A 19,823-nucleotide genomic window follows, 5' to 3' on the forward strand; every position below is an offset into this window, starting at 1 on the left:
TTATTTTAAATTCTAGGTTAGCTCCATGTTTAAATCCAAGGCGGAATAATAAAATGATCTTATAACCTTAAAACACATAAAGGAGTACGAGTATGAACGATTATATTATTGAGACCATTAATTTAACCAAACAATTTGGAGAACAGAAAAGCGTAGCCAATCTCAATATCCATGTGAAAAAGGGGAGGATTTATGGATTATTAGGTCGTAATGGTGCTGGAAAAACCACAGCGATGAAGATGCTGCTGAACCTTATGCAGCCTACAACTGGTGAGGTTCGCATTTTTGGAAAGGATATTCGTTCTAATGAAAAAAAGATACTTCCTCGTATTGGGAGCCTGATTGAATCACCAGGCTTCTATCCCAATTTGACGGGGACGGAAAACCTGAAGCTTTTTGCAGAACTGCGGGGGGTATCAAGTCGTAACGCTGTTAAAAATACACTGGAAGTGGTGGGGCTTGCATATCGGGATAAAAAATTATACTCGCAATATTCCCTTGGCATGAAGCAGCGCCTAGCTATCGCGTTAGCAGTCATGCACGACCCTGAATTACTGATATTAGATGAGCCCATTAATGGACTTGATCCAATTGGTATTGCTGAGGTCCGTGAATATATACGAAATCTGTGTACAGAGAGAGGAAAGACGATTTTAATCTCCAGCCACATTTTATCTGAAATATCTTTGCTAGCAGATGATATTGGAATTATCGATCATGGTGTGCTTTTGGAAGAAGAAAGTTTGAAAGCATTAGAAAAGAAAAACAATAAATATGTCCACTTTATTGTCTCGGATGCATCACAAGCAGCTCACCTGCTGGAAAGGAGATTTAATACACATCATTTTCAGGTGGAGGATGATCGTAGGGTCCGTCTGTACGATACATCCTTGCCGATTTCGAACATAACCCGTTTATTCATCGAAAATGGAATAGAGTTGTTCGAGGCACATACCTGCGAAGATACACTTGAAGACTACTTCAAGAGGGTCACCGGGGGTGCGGGAATTGCTTAGATTGGTGAAGTGTGAGCTCATAAAGTTAAAACGGAAAAAGTTTGTGACGTTCGTTATTATGTCAGCGTTCTTATTCCCGTTTATTTTTACTATGCTTGCATTAAAGGGCAGCCTTGGTAATGTGGGAGTGTACGACAAGTTGTTCCAGGCGATTGTAGGTTACGGACAAATTTTGATGCTTCCCATTGTTTTGGGCATTGTGGCGACGATGTTATTCTTTATGGAGAGGGATCATGATACCTTAAAAAATCTAAGGACGATTCCTCTAAGTATTCTTCAAATCGTCACCTCTAAACTTATTGTATTGTTCATCTTTGGATTTATTTTTTCTTCTGCATCTGCCGGCTCCTCAATCATTGGTGGATGGCTTTTAGGTGGAATTAATGATGTACTTTATAAGTTTGAAGTGGGGGCAATAATAGGATTGTTATTAACAGCGGGAACACTTCCGATCGTCATTGCCATTGTTTTTTTTAATCGTTCATATATTATTTCGATTATCATTGTATTATTTTATGATATTTTTAATTTTGCTTTTATATTTGTGGGGCTCCAGTCTAAAATTCCCATTATAAAGTTGCTAAGCAGTATATTACCTTCTTCAATTATTTATCGTTGGCATTTGAATGTATCCGTATCGCCATCGGCGTATTATTACTCTAAAATTGCACCTGTAATGTTGCCCTTGTCTCAGGTCGTAATCACCATTGCGATCATTGCTATTTTGTCCTATTTCGCCATAGTTCAGATTTATAGGAAACGGGAGGTGTGAACAAATGAACATGTGCGTATTGGTGAAAACAGAAATCATCAAATTAAAGCGTTACTCTATCATTTGGATCGGGATTGCAGCTATGCTATTGGTCGTTTTATTGTCACGTTATATGGAGACTGCCGCTGACGGAACATTACCTACTTTTGAGAGCTTTTCAAATTCGGTCATCTGGAATAACTTCAGCTTGTTTTTTCCTGCCACAATAACATTAATGTCAGGTTATATTATTACTAGGGAACGGGTGAATGATACATTAAAAAATATCTTGACTGTCCCTGTATCTTTCCGTAGCCTGCTGATTGGAAAATTGATTACGGTAGGTCTGATCGCGATTTTTCTTGGAGTTGTTAGCTTTGGACTTACATTGTTTATATTTCTATTGAGCCATTATCCAGGGTTAGCTGCCAAAGTGCTGGTTCAATCTTTTTTTCAAATGATAGGTATAAACGTGTGTGTATATTTAGCGGTCTTGCCTATAATTATATTGACAAGTCATAGTGCAAACGGATTTATGGCGGGAGTCGGCTTTGCGTTTTTCTATGGTATTGTAGGGGCTTTTGCTTCTGGACATGACCTTACTAGTGTGTATCCGATTACAGCAGGGCTAGGTATAATAAATTATCAAGGAGAAGAGGGTTCTTCCTATAATTTGTCTCTTTGTTATTTAACTTTGATCGCCATTTGCCTTATTTCTATTGTTCTAATCGCAGTAATGGGGAAAAAAAGCAAGACACCTGCACCATTGACAGACAAGTTTAGCAATAAATCATTAAGAAAGCATTAAGCAGTTTAACTAAGGACTCTCCTTCTGGAGAGTCTATTTTATTTTCAAGGTTAAGGCAAGGTTGAGGCAAGGTTAAGACAAGTTTGATATGTTAATCTAATCCTCGTTGGAAGAATTTTAAATTTTGATAGGGAAGTAACAATCCGCATCCGCCTCAATAAAATTTATGTAGAGGAGAATGAACGATGAAAAATGAATTGAGAAACCCAATTAGTAGAGGACAATTTGTTCACCCCGCAGGTAATGTTATGGAAGAAATCAGTGAAGCTGAATTGAAAAACTTTGCAGCAGGTGCGGGAGAACATAAGAATTCCAGTGGTGTCGTTTGTACGGTTACAGCCGAATGTAATTTAGGAACTTTGAATCCATTTTGTTGCTAGAATATAACTTTAAAATATAAAAAAATGGATTTTTATTTATTTTAATCTAATTGAGGCGGATACGGATTGTTACTTAAAAAAGAGGTGTTTATAGATGGAGAGCTTAAAATATTCTTATATAACAGAAAGAGAGTATCATAATGTGAGGAAGGAAACAGAGCATTCCGATGTTTATAAATATTGGTATAATATATTAGGTGAAGATATTATAAGTGATTTTGAGAAAAATTATAATTTGAATTTGAATGTGATTCTATCATCCGACGAATATAAAGTTCACGATTTTACTTCATCGACTGATATCGCTGATTTGCAAAAACTATATTTTAATAAACAACTTATCAATGCTAAATCTTCTTTAATGGACTTTGATGGGAAAGAGGCTTTGTTCTTTAACTTTTATATCCCGTTTATTACAATCGGGTTGTTCAAATTAAATGAGAAGGTTAAGGGGGAAATAGAACAATGTGTGAAAGTCGATTTCTCCGTCAATATGCTTGAACAATTAAATAAAATTTCCGTGGGCACCTTAATTTTTGAGATGCATTTATCTAAAAAAAATAATGAATTACGCGGAGAAAATGCAAGGGAAGAATATCTCGATTATAACAACAGATTTTTGAAGGATCAAGATTATGTTACAGAGTTAATGGAGATATATCCATGTTTATGTAGAATGATTTTTGAGACCATTATGAATCATGTGGACAATTATTCTCTTGCGCTAAGTAGGTTAAAAAAAGATCACAATTTAATTGTACAGAATTTTTGCAGAGGGAATGAGTTTACACATATTACTGCTTTTAATTCAAGCATGTCTGACTCGCACCAAAAAGGAAAAACAGTCATTATATTCACTCTCGATAATGATGTGGAAATAGTTTATAAGCCCCGTAACTTGAAAATAGATATGGTGTATCATGAATTTTTGATGTTTATATCTTCGTCTGCCAAGCATACTATAAAAGATTTCAAAATAACCGATTGTGGCGAATATGGCTGGGAAGAATTTGTTAGCCACACCTCTTGTAGTGATAACGAGGCGTTAAACCGATATTATTATCGGTTTGGAGTATTAATTTTTACTCATTTCATCTTAGGCTCAAATGATTTACATAAAGAAAATCTTATAGCCGCAGGAGAACATCCTGTTATTATTGATGCCGAGACTCTTCTGAATAATAAAAAAGAGATTCCGAAGGATTCTGCACGAGGGATAATTAACAATACACTGCGAGAATCTGTTCTGTACTCAGGCTTATTACCACAACGGCATTTCATTCGTAAAGGAGAGGGAATTGATCTTAGTGCCGCAAAAGGGAAAGAAAATGTAGAATACCCTGTTGCAATACCGAGAATTGCAGCTAAGGGAACGAGTGATATGCACTTTGTTTATGAGCACCCTAAAACAAAACTTACTCAGAATCTTCCTACAATCAATGGTGACGGTTATTCTATTTCAGGCTTTGTCAATCAGGTTATTTCTGGATTTAAGGATGTGTGTATGTTCGTCTTGCAAAACAAACAAGAGACATTAGAGAAAGTAAACCTGTTTGTTAATCTAAAAGTCAGACATCTTGTACAAGACACACAAAGATACTATTTATTGTTACACACCTCTTATCATCCCGATTTTCTTCAAGATGCTAAGGATCGCCATTTGTTATTGGGCACTTTATTTAGAAACTGGAAGGATGTCCATAACTCATGTGATATTACAAAAATGGAAATAGCGGATATGCTAAATATGGACGTACCCTATTTTTATATATATACAGATAAAAGGTCCTTGTTTGGGAATAACGACAAAGAAATTAAAGATTATTTTCCTAAAACGAGCATGGAATGCTTAAATGAAAAGATAGCAAACTTGAGTAATACTGATTTAGAGGAACAACTCAGATACATTCGAATAAGCTTAACAAACATAAATGATATAGAGGTAGTCAAAGAGCAAAACAATTTTACGACCTTAGATTTTAAATTTGGTGAGCAAAGAGATAAAACACTATGGTTGAAAGCCGTCTTGAAAATTGCGGATGGGCTTCTTGAGAAATGTGTAATGAATAAAGATAAGAGTGATGTCAATTGGATTGATATTTCAGCGGTTGGTAAAGACAACGACACGACTTGGGATATTCGTCCTTTAAATACCTATTTGTATGACGGCTTAACAGGCATTGCTATTTTTTTTAATGCTCTAAATAAGTTAAATCCTTGTCATGATTACAGTGTAATCTGTAATGCATTAAAAAACGCATTGTTTTTATACACGGATGAGATGTGCGATCGGAGCACGGGATTAGACCAGGAAGCAAGCGGTGCCTTTTCCGGAGAAGGATCATTGTTGTATACTTATGAGATTTTATATTCAATAACAGGTAACGAAGCTTATCTAAACTATGCTAAAAAACACGTTGCTGTAGTAAGTGAGGCTATTATCGGAGATAAGGGATTTGATATTTGTTTTGGCAATGCCGGAGCAATCCTAGCATTATTGAATCTGTACAAGTTAACAAAGGATAAAAGATATCTTGAAGAGGCTAGTAAAGCCGGATATGTGTTGCTTGAAAACCAGCAACAAGGTGATCGGGGGGTGAGCTGGGTAGGAAAGGGAAGTGTGAACCCTTTAGCTGGTTTTTCACACGGTATTTCTGGTATTGCGTTTGCTCTAGGTAAGCTAGGGTATGAAACGAATAATGAGGACTTTTCCGAATCGGCTCTATCTGGACTACAATTTGAAAATTCACTTTACGATCAGGAACACCATAACTGGAAGGATGAGAGGGTCTTCTTTGGAGAAAAGAGTTCTGACCAGAAGGTTTATATGACAGCGTGGTGTCATGGTGCAGCCGGGATTCTCCTTGGAAGAAGCAAAATGTATCCTTACTTTTCCTCAGAACAAAAACAGGGAATATTACAAGATATGAAATTAGCTGTGAATACTACCGTAGCCTCTGGTCTTAACCAAAATGAATGTTTATGTCATGGGAATCTGGGAAACACTGAAATTTTACAAGAATACAATAAATTATTCCCCGACAATAAATTGCAAGATTTGATACGTGCAAGTAGATCATGGGTTGTTAGAAAAATATGCAACGGAGAGAGTAATAGTAGCAGGGAGTACTTATTTGGACATGAAATACCGGGATTTATGACCGGATTAGCTGGTATGGGGTATTCTTTGCTTAGGGATTTAGATGACTCCCTGCCATGTGTTTTAGCATTGGATATTTAATCATCAAAATCTGTTACGTTTTTAGTGAACCTTTGTTATGAAAGAAGGTATAGATGTTGCGTAGAAGACATATTCCATTAATTCGCCAACTGGGTACTACGGATTGTGGGGCTGCCTGTTTAGCTATGCTTTTTCGGTATTATGGACAAAAAGTTAGTATTGTTGATGTAAAAGCCTCTATTAACATAGGGCGTAATGGTATGACGCTGAGTATGATGAAAGAAGTCGCTGAAGAGCATGGATTCTCCTTCCATGCTTTTCAGGATTATTGTGATGAAGAGAACTTGAATAAAAACTTGCCGGCTATCATGTGCTTAAAAACAGATCACTATGTGGTGATTTCTAAAAAAAACAGAACAGGTTATGTAATACTGGACCCTGTTGAAGGAAAAAAAACGATCAGCTTCAATTATATAAAAGATAATTTTCATACCGTCATTATACGTTTAAGATCTAAAGAGGGGATTAAGTATACTACAAAAACACCGAAACTAAAATTACATATAGACAAAAGAAAATTTGCAATATCTATATTTTTTACACTTCTGACACAAGGTCTAATATTAATCCCACCTTTAATGATCCAATATATTGTGGATCAGATTGAATCTAATAATAAAAACGACAGCATGATTATTCTAATGAGTTCCGCCCTAATTTTAGGTATTATATATTTCGTCTTTAATTGGTCGAAAAAAAGAGCCCTTCTACTGTTACAGAATGAGATATATATAAAAGCGACTGCACAGATGATAAAAAAATTATTTAAGATTGATTTATCCTTTTATGAAAATCATTCATCAGGCGATCTAGCTCGTCGTTTTAATAGTATAAGTGACATCTATGAGTTTTTTTCTGGAATCTTGATATTAACATTTATTGATTTATTAACAGCACTTTTTTGTGGGGCTCTTATGATTTCTCAATCTTCTCTACTATTTTTTTTAGTTGCCATGTTTACATTGCTGCAATTGAGTTTCGCTTATATTATGAATTTGAAATTAAAGCAAAAAATACAAAATTATTATGCGGATAGAAGCCGTTTAGATGGAGATTTGATAGAAATATTAAACAATATTTCACAAATTAGAAGTATGCATTTTGGCAGTATCCTGAGTAGTAACATTCATAAAAAATATGATGCCTCTATAAATTTATTAAAACAAAGAATACAGTTGTCCGATGTAATGGAATCTGTCCTTACAGCTATAAATATAGTTACTCCTATTTTCATATATGTAATAGGTAGCTATTTAATAACGAACAATCAGCTTACCTTAGGAACGCTCATTGCATTTGTAACTCTATCTGCTTATTTTATTAGCCCATTTAAAACACTATCTTTAGTTCTGCCCCAGATTGGCAACTTGAAAGAAACCATAATTCGATTAAAGGAGTTTCTGAACTATAAAGGTGATACACCGTCTGGGGACAAAAGGATTGAGCATTTCGAACATATTGAACTAAAGAATGTATCGTATGCTTATGCAGACCGAGGAAAAAATGATCTTAATGATATTAATTTAACCATTGAAAAGGGCGAGAAAATTGCCATTGTAGGAGCTTCAGGAAGTGGGAAAACAACAATTACTAAACTACTTCTGAACGTTTTTTCACGCTATACGGGAGAAATTCTGCTTAATGGTAGTAACATTAAGCAGATCGAACGTGAATCTATTGATAAGTTATTTGGTGCTGTTACACAAATACCTATGGCTATCAATAACACTATAAGAAATAATATTGATATGTTCGGAGACTTAACTGATGCTCAAATTTATGAATTACTCAATCTGGTTGAACTAAAAAACGATGTAATGGGTTTTCCATTAAAGTTAAATACTTTTATTGGTGAAAATGGTCAGAACTTATCTGGTGGTCAAAAGCAAAGAATTGCTATAGCACGTGCTCTGGCTTCCAATCCAGAGATCATAATTCTCGACGAAGCTACAAGTAATCTGGACCCGTTAACAGAAAAAAAGATTTTTTTAAATTTGAAAAACATTGAAATTACTCAGATAACGGTAACTCATAGATTAAATGCTATTCAAGATTCAGATCGAATATATGTTGTGTCTAATGGCGAGATTATCGAACATGGAACCCATGATCAATTAATTAAACGTAGAGGGAATTACTACGAAAATATTTTGTACAATGATCGAGGCCTAATGAGTATGTAGTTAAACCATCTCCACCACGTTAGCTTAAGCAGCGATAACCGCTGTATTTACGATTGAGGAAGCAAGACGGAGTCAGGACAATTGACGAGTGCGATGGTTTATTAAGAACAGCCTCACATGCTGATTAGTAAACATCAATTTATTGCCTATGAACTGTTTCTTACATGTAAACGCGGCGAAGGCGATCTGGGATCACTCAGCATTGCGGACATCGTAGAGAAAATCAGCACAGAAATTCGCGAGAAACAGTAATATTTGATCAGAAAATGTGTAAAAGAGCCATCAAAACCATGATGAACGTGGTTTTGATGGCTCTTTTTTTGTACCCAATACATAAGAATCCAGCGTAAGACTGAACCAACGTTTTTGCAGACTCAACTGAATTCTTAAATTATCTTGTACACAAATACTTAGCAGGTTTGTGGCCGTGAAGTGGCGTGATCTGCAGGGAGGGAGAGTGTCTTCAAGGACGTCTCTTCGGATTGATTCGAAGGGGATTCTTCCGCATCCTGTTCCTCGCTAAGCGATAATATTTCGCCGCGCAACTTCAGCATTTTCTGATCCAGCTCGTAGGTTGCACGTGCAGCTTCGGTCAATCCATTAACGACATGTTCAGGCACTTTCTTATCGAACTTATAGTACAAAATATGCTCCATACTAGCCCAGAAATCCATAGCCAATGTGCGCAATTGAATTTCAACCTTGATCCAGCGCGTGCCTTCAAACAGGATCAGCGGAATTTCCACAATGACATGCAGGCTCTGGTAGCCGTTGGGCTTAGGATGGGCTATATAGTCCTTGACCTCCAGAATACGAATGTCTTCCCGTGTGTGAAGATGATCCATCAGACGATAAATATCTTTCACAAAAGCGCATACCACGCGCATTCCAGCGATATCATGAATTTCACGCAATATATTGTCCAAGGTCACTTCATGCCCTTTGCGCCGAACCTTTTCCACGATGCTGTGGGGCTCTTTGATCCGGGTTTTAATATGCTCAATCGGGCTAAAACCGTCTAACAGCTTCCATTCCGTCTGAATCAGCTTAATTTTATTCTTTAATTCCTCCAGAGCGAGCTGATAAAGGACGGGAATCTTTCTCCACTCCTCTAGTTGCTTGGCGTCGACACTGTTTTGATCCAGCTGTAGCTGAAATTCCTGCAAGGGTAATGGGACAGCATTCAGGTGCTTCCAATCCGGTTCATTCACAGAGCATTCTCCTAAATGAGGCTTATGATGTCCTCGATCTTTTTCGTAAAAATGCATTATCGTATACATTGTACACTATGTCAAAACCTACAGGCAAAGGAGAGACGGTCAAAGAAAAAAGAAATACGACAAGAATTATAGTGGTAAAACCGAGTAATCCGATGTATAATTACAAAAATGCTGATTTGGAGCATTTAATTCTTTAAAAAAATCACAAATGTAGAGTATCCATCATTAGATTAAAAATATAAATTACAGAAAAGAGGAAAAGAAAAATGGCAAAAGTAGAAAGTTTTCAATTAGATCACACGATTGTAAAGGCTCCTTATGTAAGAGCAGCGGGAGTAGAGCATGACGAAAAAGGAAGCACAGTACAAAAGTATGACTTGAGATTTTTGCAACCCAATGAAGATGCACTTCCTACAGCTGCTGTACATACGTTGGAGCACTTATTAGCGACGTATCTGAGAGATGAAATCAAAGGAATTATTGATATCTCTCCTATGGGATGCAGAACGGGGTTCTACTTGATTTTGTGGAATGAACACGAGCCTGAGGAAATTGCACTCGCTTTGGAAAAAACTTTGAAAAGAATTCTGGAAACGACAGAGGTTCCGGCTGTTACTGCTTTGGAATGCGGGAACTACAAGGACCACTCTCTTTTTTCCGCGCAGGAATATGTGAAGATTGTATTGGAAGCTGGTATTAGCCGCGATCCTTTCGAAAGAGTACTTTAAAATCTATGATTTCGATTGACCTATCTCATCAGACAGCGGTAGTGACAGGTGGCAAGTCAGGCATAGGCAAGGGAATTGTAGAGCTTTTCATTCAAAGCGGAGCTAAAGTGATTTCTGCTGATATTTCTTATGAAGAGCCGTATAGAGTGGTCAATCCACAGTTGGTTGAAACGCAATTGGACATATCCAAACCGGATGATATCGAAAGATGGTGCGATCTACTAATCAGCGAAACGGGAGTTCCTGACATATTGGTGAACTGCGCAGGTACTTCTACGATGGATTATGTCATTGATAGTGAGTTAGCTGATTGGGAGAAAGTATTTTCGATCAATTCAACTGGGCTGTATGTAGCGTCCAAACGGTTTGCCAAGGAAATGGTGGATGCGCCCAAACCAGGACGAATCATCCAAATTGCTTCGCAGGCTGGAAAAAATGGATATCGGGCCATGGGCGGATATTGTGCATCCAAACATGCGGTTCTCGGCTTGACCAAGGTGATGGCCATTGAGCTTGCTCCGCATCAAATTTTGGTGAATGCGGTTTGTCCAGGCATTGTAGAAACGCCGATGAAGCATCGTGAACGGATTGAAGGGGGCATCATTCGAGGAATGACCGCTCAAGAAATATACGAAGAAGATTGTTCACAGGTACCTTTGGGGAGAACAGCCGAGGTGGAGGATGTCGCCAATGTGGTGCTGTTTCTGGCCAGTCCGCTCTCTGCATATATGACAGGACAAGCGATTAATGTTACAGGTGGAATGACGATGCACTAGCATACATGATCTGGGGGAAAACAACATGAAGAAATCGTTCGTTTTACTATTAGGGATTAGTTTATTATTGGTTGCTGCAGGATGCGGTAATAAAAGTTCAGACAGCAATGGCTCCAGCGCCGCTTCCGGTTCGGAAACGCAAAAAGTAGTCATCGGCTCCATGGGCTCTGATGCCCAGATCTGGAAGCATATTGCCCAGTCCCAGGCCGCCAAGGATGCCAAGCTGGACATTGAAGTGAAAGAAATTAACGGCGGAATCGAAACGAACAATGCGACCAAAGAAGGCGAAGTAGACGTGAATGCATTCCAATCGTGGGCGTACCTGGTTAGCTATAACAAAGAGAGCAAAGCTGATTTGAAGGCTATAGCCACAACCTACCTGGAGCCCATGGGGATTTATTCGCAAAAATTCAAAAGCATCGATGAAGTGACCGACGGGGCTCTGGTAGCTTTGGCAGATAACCCAGCCAATACGGCAAGAGGTTTAAAGTTATTGGAAGCATCCGGTTTGATTAAGCTTAAGGATGACTTTAATGATGCTTTGGGTACAGTCAATGATATTACTAGCAATCCTAAAAACCTGAAATTTGAACTAATTGATGATAAAACAGGACCACGTGTGATTCAAGATGTAGGCTTGGTGCTGATTGGAAATACGATTGCTTTAGAAGGGGGTCTGAATGTACTGAAAGATTCCTTGTTCCATGAGGAGATAAGTCAGGCAACCAAAAATAATATCAACGTCCTGGTTACTTCATCTGATAAGGCGAATGACAAAGGGCTGCAAAAGTTAGCGGATCTCTATCATAACGAGGATACTCAAAAATACATTAAAGATGAATTTGGCGGCACCAAAGTAGAGGTTAAAGAGCCGGTTTCTTATTTGGAAGGACAAACTACAAAATAAACTTATGAGGTCAGCCAGTTTTTTGGGTTGACCTCTTTTGTTCGTTAGTATTCGACTTGAGTTTGAGTATGGGTTTCGGTTCGATAATGTTTGGGGGAGAGTCCCTTTACCTTTTTAAAAATTTTCGAGAAGAGTAAAGGGTCGTTATAGCCGACTGAACGGGAAATGTCACCGATCGAAAGTTCAGCGTTTCCCATCATTTCACATGCTTTGTTGATCCTATAGCGAACCAAATAATCCTGAATACTTGTGTTCACTTGTTGTTTGAATAACGAACATAAATAGCTTCGATTGAGTCCGATAAAATTTGCAATGTGCTCAATGGTAATTTTCTGAGCATAATTCATTTCGATAAAATCCTTCACTTTTTCCACGTAAATTTCCGACCGGCTTTCCTTTTGTTCGGGAGGTGTTACCGGACCGAATTCTATAAGCTCCGATATCATTAAGCAAAGCAGACCGGTCAGTCTGGTTTCCCGAGCTTTATGGCATTCACTTGATTCGTTCATTAGCTGCAAATACTGATAAATCAAATGGTCTCCTTCAAAGTTGAGGATTGGACGCGTCATCGTTAGACCTGCTTGCTTGAGGAGTGTTTCTGCCAGTGCCCCGTCAAATCCAAACCAGCAATAAGACCAAGGATTCACTACATCGGCTTGATAATAAGTAATGACCTGGGGGCAGATTAGAAACCACTGTCCTTTCCGCAAGCGATAACTGAACCCACCGACCTCGAAGGTACCTTCTCCGTCCAAAATATAATGAAGCAGATAGTGATCTCTTATCGCAGGTCCAAAAAAGTGACTCGGTATGCATTCCTCTATGCCAAACTGAGTTAGATACAATTCAGAATGCAGTTTACTACGCGGCAAATATTCTATCACGCTAAATCTCCTTATGTAAATTATCAAGCATTATAACATAAATAGTGAGCACCATGCCATGTACTTCATATCTAAAATTAATATATGATTTCTGTAGAACCTACTGCTATATTGTTGAATCTTATCAAGCTTTACACCATATGAACATAGTTGATGGCTGTTACAAAATGCTTCTTCTGAGTGTCTTTTTGGTGTGGAACTCCGATGATTATTATCTAAGAGAGGGGTTATTTTCCCAATGGGTATCATTGTTCAAGAGCAAACAGGGCTGTTTCATTTGCAGTCGTCGGGCATGAGTTATATTATTCAGATTGTGGATGGATTTCCTGTCCATGTATACTGGGGAGACAGGTTGAAGCACCGCGAACCCATGTCTGACCTATTGCTTCACACTCCCGCGACGGCTGGATTGGATCGGCTACCGCAAGAATATCCGCAGTATGGGAGCGGGGACTTCCGTAACCCGGCGTATCAAGTAGAGCTTGAGGATGGAACTCGTATCACGGAGTTAAAGTATATTGGCTACCGGATCACTAAGGGAAAGCCATCATTAACCGGGCTTCCGGCCGTATATACCGAAAATGAAGACGAAGCGGATACGCTGGAACTGGAGTTACAAGATGACTTTTCAGGCCTTAAAGTTGTTCTTCTTTATACCGTCTTCACGGATCGAAACGTAATCGCTCGTTCGGCTCGTTTGAGTAATGCGGGAGCCAAGAATCTTCGGCTTCTCCGTGCTCTAAGTGCCAGTGTCGATTTTTCAGGTAAAAGCGATTTAGAGTTCATGTATCTTTCGGGAGCATGGGCTCGGGAGGGGAATATTACCCGCAAACCGATTCTTCAAGGTGAAACCCGAATTGATAGTAAAAGGGGCATGAGCAGCCATCAACTCAACCCTTTTGCTGCATTGGTCACTCGGGGAACAACGGAAAGCTATGGTGAGGTATTCGGCTTTAGCCTCGTGTACAGCGGGGGCTTTGAGGCGGGAGCAGAAATAGATTCATTCGGCTCTACACGGTTTAGCATCGGCGTGAACTCCTTTGATTTTTCGTGGTTACTGAGCCCAGATGAGAGCTTCCAAACGCCAGAAGCCGTTATGGTTTACTCTGGTCAAGGGCTGGGAGAAATGTCGCGTACATATCATCGCTTGTATCGGACTCGTCTTTGCCGAGGGAAATATCGGGATGAAGAACGCCCTATTCTGGTCAATAACTGGGAAGCTACCTATTTTGACTTCAATGCAGATAAGCTGGTATCGATAGCGAAAGAGGGGGCAGAGCTAGGCATCGAACTTTTTGTCTTGGATGATGGTTGGTTCGGAAAACGGGATTCTGACAATTCGTCTCTCGGTGATTGGTACGAGGATCGTCGGAAGCTGCCAGACGGACTTGCCGATGTCGCGAAACGCATCAATCAATTGGGGCTTAAATTTGGGCTCTGGTTTGAGCCAGAGATGATCTCCCCAGACAGTGAGTTGTACCGGAAGCATCCAGATTGGTGCCTTCACGTTCCAGGACGGCGACGCAGTGAAGCCAGATGGCAGTTGGTGCTGGACTATACTCGCAAGGAAGTACGCGATTACATCTACGATTCGCTGGCTGCCATTTTCTCCAGCGCCCCAGTTTCTTACGTGAAATGGGATATGAATCGCTGCCTGACGGAAATCGGTTCCGCAGCTCTGCCGCCGGAGCGCCAATCTGAGACTGCCCATCGCTATGTTCTTGGATTGTATGAGCTGCTGGAGCGCGTCACCACCGAATTTCCGCATATTCTTTTCGAGAGCTGTTCAAGTGGCGGAGGACGTTTTGACCCAGGCATGCTTTACTACATGCCTCAAGTATGGACTAGTGATAATACCGATGCGGTGGAACGTCTGAAGATTCAATATGGAACTAGCCTTGTCTATCCTGTAAGCGCCATCGGAGCGCATGTGTCGGCAGTTCCGAACCATCAAGTTGGACGCATAACGCCCCTTGATTTTCGAGGTGATGTCGCCATGTCCGGGAATTTTGGATATGAGCTTGATCTCACGAAATTCACCGATGAGGAAAAAGAGACGGTCAAACGCCAAATCGCAGTATACAAGCAGATACGTGGCTTAGTACAGAAAGGTGACTTGTATCGCTTAAAGAACCCGTTTGAAGATAACGAATCGGCTTGGATGTTTGTTTCTGAAGACCAAGAGGATGCCATCGTCTACTATTTCCAAGTGATGGCTGTCCCGAACGCGCCTTGGCGAGCCCTGCGCCTTGACGGACTAAATCCAGAGCTCGAATATGAAGTTAAGTCAGGAAATAGCGGGCAAAAGTCTATCCATGGGGGGGATCGGCTTATGAAGTTGGGCTTCCCTCTTCTCTACAGACAGAAAGACTATGAAAGTGGATGGTTCAGGCTTCGGGCAATAAAGCCTGGTAAGGCTTAAGGATCAGTACAACAGTATAATTGCCGAAAGAGAGAAAACAATCGATGGAGTTATGCCCCTTTTTATATGAAAAGGGGCATTTTGCGCGCATCAGCGTACTGATTGGGGAGGGGCAAACCATGTTTTTTATACGAATGATGAATGACATGAAACTGAGAAAGAAGATGACGCTTACATTCATTTCGGTAGCTGTTCTTCCCTTGCTGTTGTGTGGCCTGTTTCTGACGGGGAAGCTTCGAGAGGCCGTTATTAAAGACGCCTTTATGCAAGTGTCCAACAATGTCGAGCGGGTCCGAAATCGTACAGAAGAATTGATCAAAGTGCCGCTGGACATCTCGTACCGGCTGACCAATGACAATCGGATGAAAATGGTAGCCAGCCAGAAGTATGACAGCTATATCGAAGTCATTCAGGCATACCGGGAGTATACAGGTATTCGTGACTACCTCCAGTTGTACAAAGAGATATCCGGCATCCGTGTCTATGTCTCTAATCCTGGAGCACTTAATAATTGGGAATTTATCCAACCGGATGATAGGATCACAACCGCAGATTGGTACAAGGAGGCCATCGCGCAGAAAGGATTGGCCGGCTGGAATTTAATCAAGGATGAGAGGGACGATGCCGATTATCTCAGCCTGATTCGATCATTTTCAGTGGATTCACCAGGACGAAAAGGGGTTCTGGTCATAAATGTTAACAAGCGCCAATTAAATTCAATCCTGAATCAGGAATCGTTCCCTACCTTGATCGTGGATAACCGGAATCAGATTGTCGCGTCCAATGAAGCAGAGTTGTTCGGGAAGAATCTTTCTGAAATTCATGCCGACGAAAATATACTTTTCCATCAGGAAGGAAGTTACAACATGCTCATCGATGGAAAAGCGTCGAAGGTGGTTATCGCCAATCTAGCTCCACAGAATAGCTGGAATGGACTTCGCATTATTTCCATTTTTTCTGTTTCTGAGATTACCCGAGATGCTAATCAAGTGATATGGCTCGGCGGAATCGCGATCACAGCCAGCCTGATATTTGCAGCCTTGCTTATCTATGCTTCTGCTTCGCTATTATCCAGAAGGCTTCTTCGCTTGAGCAAGCATATGACCCAAGTAGGGGCGGGCTCATGGGAAACCTATCTCCATATCGATGGGAAAGATGAAGTGGGTCTATTATCGAGGGAATTTAACGCGCTCGTCAGCAGCGTAAACCATTTGGTCCAGGAGGTCCAAGAGACGAATCGCCAGAAAAGACTCGTGGAGCAAAGACAAAACGAGATCAAGTTCAAAATGCTGGCAAGCCAGATCAATCCGCATTTTCTCTTCAATTCTTTGGAGTCTATCAGAATGGAGGCCCACATTCGCCAACAGGACGATATCGCTAAAGCAGTCTGGCAGTTGAGCGCGTTGTTGCGCAGCAGTCTGGAGGCTGGTAACGACAAGATTCCACTGCGTAAAGAGCTTGAACAAGTGTGCTGTTATCTCGATCTTCAAAAGTTTCGGTATGAAGACCGTTTGGAGTATCGCTTAACCGTTGATCCAAATTTGGAGGAAATGTTGGTTCCACCTCTGATTATCCAACCATTGGTGGAAAATTCTATTGTACACGGTCTGGATAATCAAGCAGAAGGAGCTGTCATTGAAGTGAAAGTTAAGGAAATCCCGGAGGGGGTTCGAGTTATGGTATGTGACAACGGCGCTGGTTTCACGGCCGATCGTCTCGCCCTAGTACAAGCAGAGCTTGCTGCATCCGTACATGAACAGGAGGTCCAGCGAATTGGACTACGAAACGTAAATGATCGTCTCGTCTTACTGTATGGGACCTCTAGTGCTTTACATATTGAGAGCGAGCCTGGGAAAGGCACTTGTATTCAGTTTTTTATACCTGGGGGTGAATCCAAATGATTAAGGTAGTCATCGTTGACGATGAGCCGAAGCTTCGTCAAGGGCTTCAAACGCTGATCCCATGGGAAAGCCTCGGATTTATCGTTACAGCTACGGCAGCCAATGGAAAGGAAGCACTGGGAGTCATCGAGGAAAAAGCTCCTGATGTTGTAATCGTCGATATCCGCATGCCGGTTATGGATGGTTTACAGTTGATTGAGCGCTTGACAACCGACGGTCATCATTTGCACTTTATGATCCTCAGTGGATATGCCGACTTTGAGTATGCCAAACAAGCGATCAAATACGGGGTGTTCGGCTATCTCGTTAAACCGGTCGACATTGATGAAATGTCGTCCAGTTTAAAACGGATACGCGAGCGGATCGAAGAGGAGCGTCTTCAAGGGGAGTGGCGTAAGAGAGAGGTTATAAATCGAGATTTATACCTGCATAGCTTGCTTGTCTCTCAAGAGAGAACTGAAGATCCGGCCAAGTTGAGAAGTAAGGCAAAAGAAGCAGATTTGTTGTGGAGCAACTACGAAGTCGTGGTCGTCTACCCGCGTGTTTCTGAAGTGGACCGTTCTGATGTCGCATACCAGCTTTCGAATGGATTGAAGGCAAAGATAGAGGGGCAGATGATGGGACTTGTCACAGTAATCCCCCCGTATACAGTCCTGTTGCTCAACGCGCCGCTGCGCGGAAGAGAACGGCGTGAAATTCTGCACAATGAGATTCGTAATGTTGCGGATAATGTCCGGTTCGCCGCTGCAACCGGAGGGGTAGTATCTGCTCCTGAAGATATTTGTAAATCTTTTTTAAAGGCCCAGGAAGCGGTAAAACAATCCTTTTTTAGCGAGAAGAACCGACTGCTAGGTCCGTATCCTTTCTTTTCTTCTTCGCTGGATTCTCCCCGATTGTCTGCTGATAAAGCTGAGGAAACGATGGAGGAATTCATCTTCCGCCTGTATTACAGTCTGGAGGTAGGAAACCAAACCGCAATACTGCCATTATTGAACGAGGCGGCTGCATTTTTACTCAAACAGGGGCAAGATGAGAAGTCGATCAAAGAGTCCTTCTTTTTTCTGTCCAATGCAATCATTCATAAGCTGACCGCGGGTTTCTGTATCGAGTTGAAAGAGACGGAGGAAGTTTCCCGTTTTTTAAATGGGATATACCAGCATGATCATCTATATGATCTTTTGGAAGAGACCCACCGTTTCCTGCTAACATTGGCGCAAGACTCTGAACACCGTGGAAAGGAGCTGGAATTCAAAAAAATGATCGACTTCATTCACAAGCATTATGCAGACAACCTGAGGCTGGAAGCGTTAGCCGGACTACTAAACTATAGTACCGCCTATTTGGGTCAGCTTTTCAAGAACAAGACGGGGGAGTACTTTAATACCTATCTGGACCGAGTCCGTATTCAAAAGGCCAAGGAGCTGCTGGGTCAGGGAATGAAAGTATACGAAGTCGCCGAAAGCGTCGGCTATACAAGCGTCAACTACTTTTACAGCAAATTCAAAAGATACGAAGGCCGTTCACCGTCGGAATATAGAAATCCATAATTTGTGGATGATTTTTTCCGAAATCCGTTGTATGGGTTCTGACTCTCCTCTGTTTTATGATTGGTTTTAAGAGAGGGGATGAAAAAAAATGAAAGCGGTAACAGCAAATTCGGAAAACGTATACAAAAAAACGAAGCGGAATGCTTGGAAGGTATTTAAAAGCCAGAGGTATCTTTACTATATGTCCATTCCGTTTGTTATCTGGGTCTTTATCTTTCAGTATTTGCCGCTATGGGGCTGGACAATGGCATTTCAGAAATACAGACCTGGTTTGAGTTTTTTTGAACAGAAGTGGGTGGGCTTGGAGCATTTTCGTACATTGTTCCAAGATGATCATTTCTACCAAGTATTGCGGAACACGCTGGCTATGAGCCTTATGGGACTGGTCGCTGGCTTTATTGTACCCGTTGTCTTTGCTCTATTGCTCAACGAGGTCCGCATACAAGTGGTAAAACGATTTGTTCAGACCGTATCTTATCTGCCGCACTTTGTTTCATGGGTGGTTGCTGCAGGCATTGTCACCAAAATGCTTTCAGCGGATGGCGGTGTCGTAAACGATATGCTCATGGGTCTAGGCATCATCGATCAGCCAGTCCAGTTTATGGCCCAAGGTAAATTATTTTGGTGGGTTGTAACTTTCGGAGACATCTGGAAGGAAACGGGGTGGAACGCCATTATTTATCTGGCTGCCATCGCCGGTATTGGTCCTGAATTATACGAGGCTGCGCGGGTGGACGGCGCTAGCCGATTACAGCAAATGTGGCATATCACGCTGCCGGGGATCCGGCCGACTATTATCATTCTCCTGATTATGTCTATTGGTCATCTGCTCGGTACAGGATTCGAGAAACAATTTCTGCTGGGCAATCACCTGGTCATTGATTACTCTGAAGTACTTGATTTGTATGCGCTTAATTATGGTCTGGCGATGGGACGTTACTCTTTCGGAACGGCCATTAATATTTTTAATTCGGTGATAAGCCTGATCCTATTGTTTGCGGCTAATGGAATCTTTAAGCGCTATACCAACGAGAGCATTATGTAAGGAGGAGAATGGAC

The 19,823-nt window shown here is 40.9% G+C and carries 16 protein-coding genes; 14 read left to right on the top strand and 2 right to left on the bottom strand.

Going from position 1 to position 19,823, the window contains the following annotated elements; genetic code table 11:
• The first annotated feature begins 92 nt into the window (after window positions 1-92).
• The 7 genes from ACL9RM_RS08640 to ACL9RM_RS08670 all read left to right on the top strand — a co-directional run bounded on the left by ACL9RM_RS08640 (window position 93) and on the right by ACL9RM_RS08670 (window position 8,631).
• Window positions 93-1,016, top strand: a complete 924-nt coding sequence (locus ACL9RM_RS08640; RefSeq protein ID WP_250267338.1) for an ABC transporter ATP-binding protein — start codon at window positions 93-95, stop codon at window positions 1,014-1,016.
• A 4-nt stretch (window positions 1,017-1,020) separates the two neighbouring features.
• A complete protein-coding gene (locus ACL9RM_RS08645; RefSeq protein ID WP_323873194.1) occupies window positions 1,021-1,788 on the top strand; it encodes an ABC transporter permease in 768 nt (255 codons plus the stop codon).
• 4 nt (window positions 1,789-1,792) lie between these two features.
• A complete protein-coding gene (locus ACL9RM_RS08650; protein ID WP_414126279.1) occupies window positions 1,793-2,575 on the top strand; it encodes an ABC transporter permease in 783 nt (260 codons plus the stop codon).
• A 185-nt stretch (window positions 2,576-2,760) separates the two neighbouring features.
• Complete coding sequence (locus tag ACL9RM_RS08655; RefSeq protein ID WP_250267341.1) at window positions 2,761-2,955, top strand: plantaricin C family lantibiotic; 195 nt, start codon at window positions 2,761-2,763, stop codon at window positions 2,953-2,955.
• Window positions 2,956-3,049: 94 nt separating this feature from the next.
• Window positions 3,050-6,196: a type 2 lanthipeptide synthetase LanM family protein gene (locus ACL9RM_RS08660; RefSeq protein ID WP_250267342.1), complete on the top strand. Its 3,147-nt coding sequence runs from the start codon at window positions 3,050-3,052 to the stop codon at window positions 6,194-6,196.
• A 53-nt stretch (window positions 6,197-6,249) separates the two neighbouring features.
• On the top strand, window positions 6,250-8,379 hold the full coding sequence (locus tag ACL9RM_RS08665) for a peptidase domain-containing ABC transporter (protein ID WP_250267343.1): 2,130 nt from the start codon (window positions 6,250-6,252) through the stop codon (window positions 8,377-8,379).
• A gap of 117 nt (window positions 8,380-8,496) precedes the next feature.
• Complete coding sequence (locus tag ACL9RM_RS08670) at window positions 8,497-8,631, top strand: hypothetical protein (RefSeq protein WP_323873134.1); 135 nt, start codon at window positions 8,497-8,499, stop codon at window positions 8,629-8,631.
• A gap of 158 nt (window positions 8,632-8,789) precedes the next feature.
• On the opposite strand, the gene ACL9RM_RS08675 is transcribed toward ACL9RM_RS08670, so the two are convergent.
• Window positions 8,790-9,590 (bottom strand): GTP pyrophosphokinase, encoded by an 801-nt coding sequence (locus ACL9RM_RS08675; protein WP_250267344.1) that lies wholly within the window; start codon window positions 9,588-9,590, stop codon window positions 8,790-8,792.
• Between the two features lie 275 nt (window positions 9,591-9,865).
• Here ACL9RM_RS08675 and ACL9RM_RS08680 point away from each other — a divergent pair, with 275 nt between their 5' ends.
• From ACL9RM_RS08680 to ACL9RM_RS08690, 3 genes are read left to right on the top strand one after another with little or no spacing between them, the layout of a single operon-like run.
• Window positions 9,866-10,327 carry an S-ribosylhomocysteine lyase gene (locus ACL9RM_RS08680; protein WP_029515967.1) on the top strand — a complete coding sequence of 154 codons (462 nt, stop codon included), beginning with the start codon at window positions 9,866-9,868 and terminating at the stop codon, window positions 10,325-10,327.
• A 5-nt stretch (window positions 10,328-10,332) separates the two neighbouring features.
• On the top strand, window positions 10,333-11,103 hold the full coding sequence (locus ACL9RM_RS08685; RefSeq protein ID WP_250267345.1) for an SDR family NAD(P)-dependent oxidoreductase: 771 nt from the start codon (window positions 10,333-10,335) through the stop codon (window positions 11,101-11,103).
• A gap of 25 nt (window positions 11,104-11,128) precedes the next feature.
• The gene (locus ACL9RM_RS08690) at window positions 11,129-12,010 is read left to right on the top strand and encodes a MetQ/NlpA family ABC transporter substrate-binding protein (RefSeq protein ID WP_250267346.1); all 882 of its coding nucleotides are present in this window, start codon (window positions 11,129-11,131) and stop codon (window positions 12,008-12,010) included.
• A gap of 44 nt (window positions 12,011-12,054) precedes the next feature.
• On the opposite strand, the gene ACL9RM_RS08695 is transcribed toward ACL9RM_RS08690, so the two are convergent.
• Entirely contained in the window at window positions 12,055-12,894 is an 840-nt protein-coding gene (locus ACL9RM_RS08695) for an AraC family transcriptional regulator (protein ID WP_250267347.1), read from the bottom strand.
• Between the two features lie 238 nt (window positions 12,895-13,132).
• Here ACL9RM_RS08695 and ACL9RM_RS08700 point away from each other — a divergent pair, with 238 nt between their 5' ends.
• The 4 genes from ACL9RM_RS08700 to ACL9RM_RS08715 all read left to right on the top strand — a co-directional run bounded on the left by ACL9RM_RS08700 (window position 13,133) and on the right by ACL9RM_RS08715 (window position 19,809).
• On the top strand, window positions 13,133-15,316 hold the full coding sequence (locus tag ACL9RM_RS08700; protein WP_250267348.1) for an alpha-galactosidase: 2,184 nt from the start codon (window positions 13,133-13,135) through the stop codon (window positions 15,314-15,316).
• Between the two features lie 119 nt (window positions 15,317-15,435).
• Window positions 15,436-17,217, top strand: a complete 1,782-nt coding sequence (locus tag ACL9RM_RS08705; protein WP_250267349.1) for a cache domain-containing sensor histidine kinase — start codon at window positions 15,436-15,438, stop codon at window positions 17,215-17,217.
• Window positions 17,214-18,764 (top strand): response regulator transcription factor, encoded by a 1,551-nt coding sequence (locus tag ACL9RM_RS08710; RefSeq protein ID WP_061829980.1) that lies wholly within the window; start codon window positions 17,214-17,216, stop codon window positions 18,762-18,764. The genes ACL9RM_RS08705 and ACL9RM_RS08710 overlap by 4 nt, the downstream gene beginning before the upstream one ends.
• Before the next feature lie 88 nt (window positions 18,765-18,852).
• Window positions 18,853-19,809, top strand: coding sequence for an ABC transporter permease (locus ACL9RM_RS08715; protein ID WP_061829979.1), 957 nt, complete (start codon window positions 18,853-18,855; stop codon window positions 19,807-19,809).
• Window positions 19,810-19,823 lie beyond the last annotated feature (14 nt).

This window comes from Paenibacillus sp. S29, assembly GCF_049319765.1.
GTDB classification, from domain to species: domain Bacteria; phylum Bacillota; class Bacilli; order Paenibacillales; family Paenibacillaceae; genus Paenibacillus; species Paenibacillus polymyxa_B.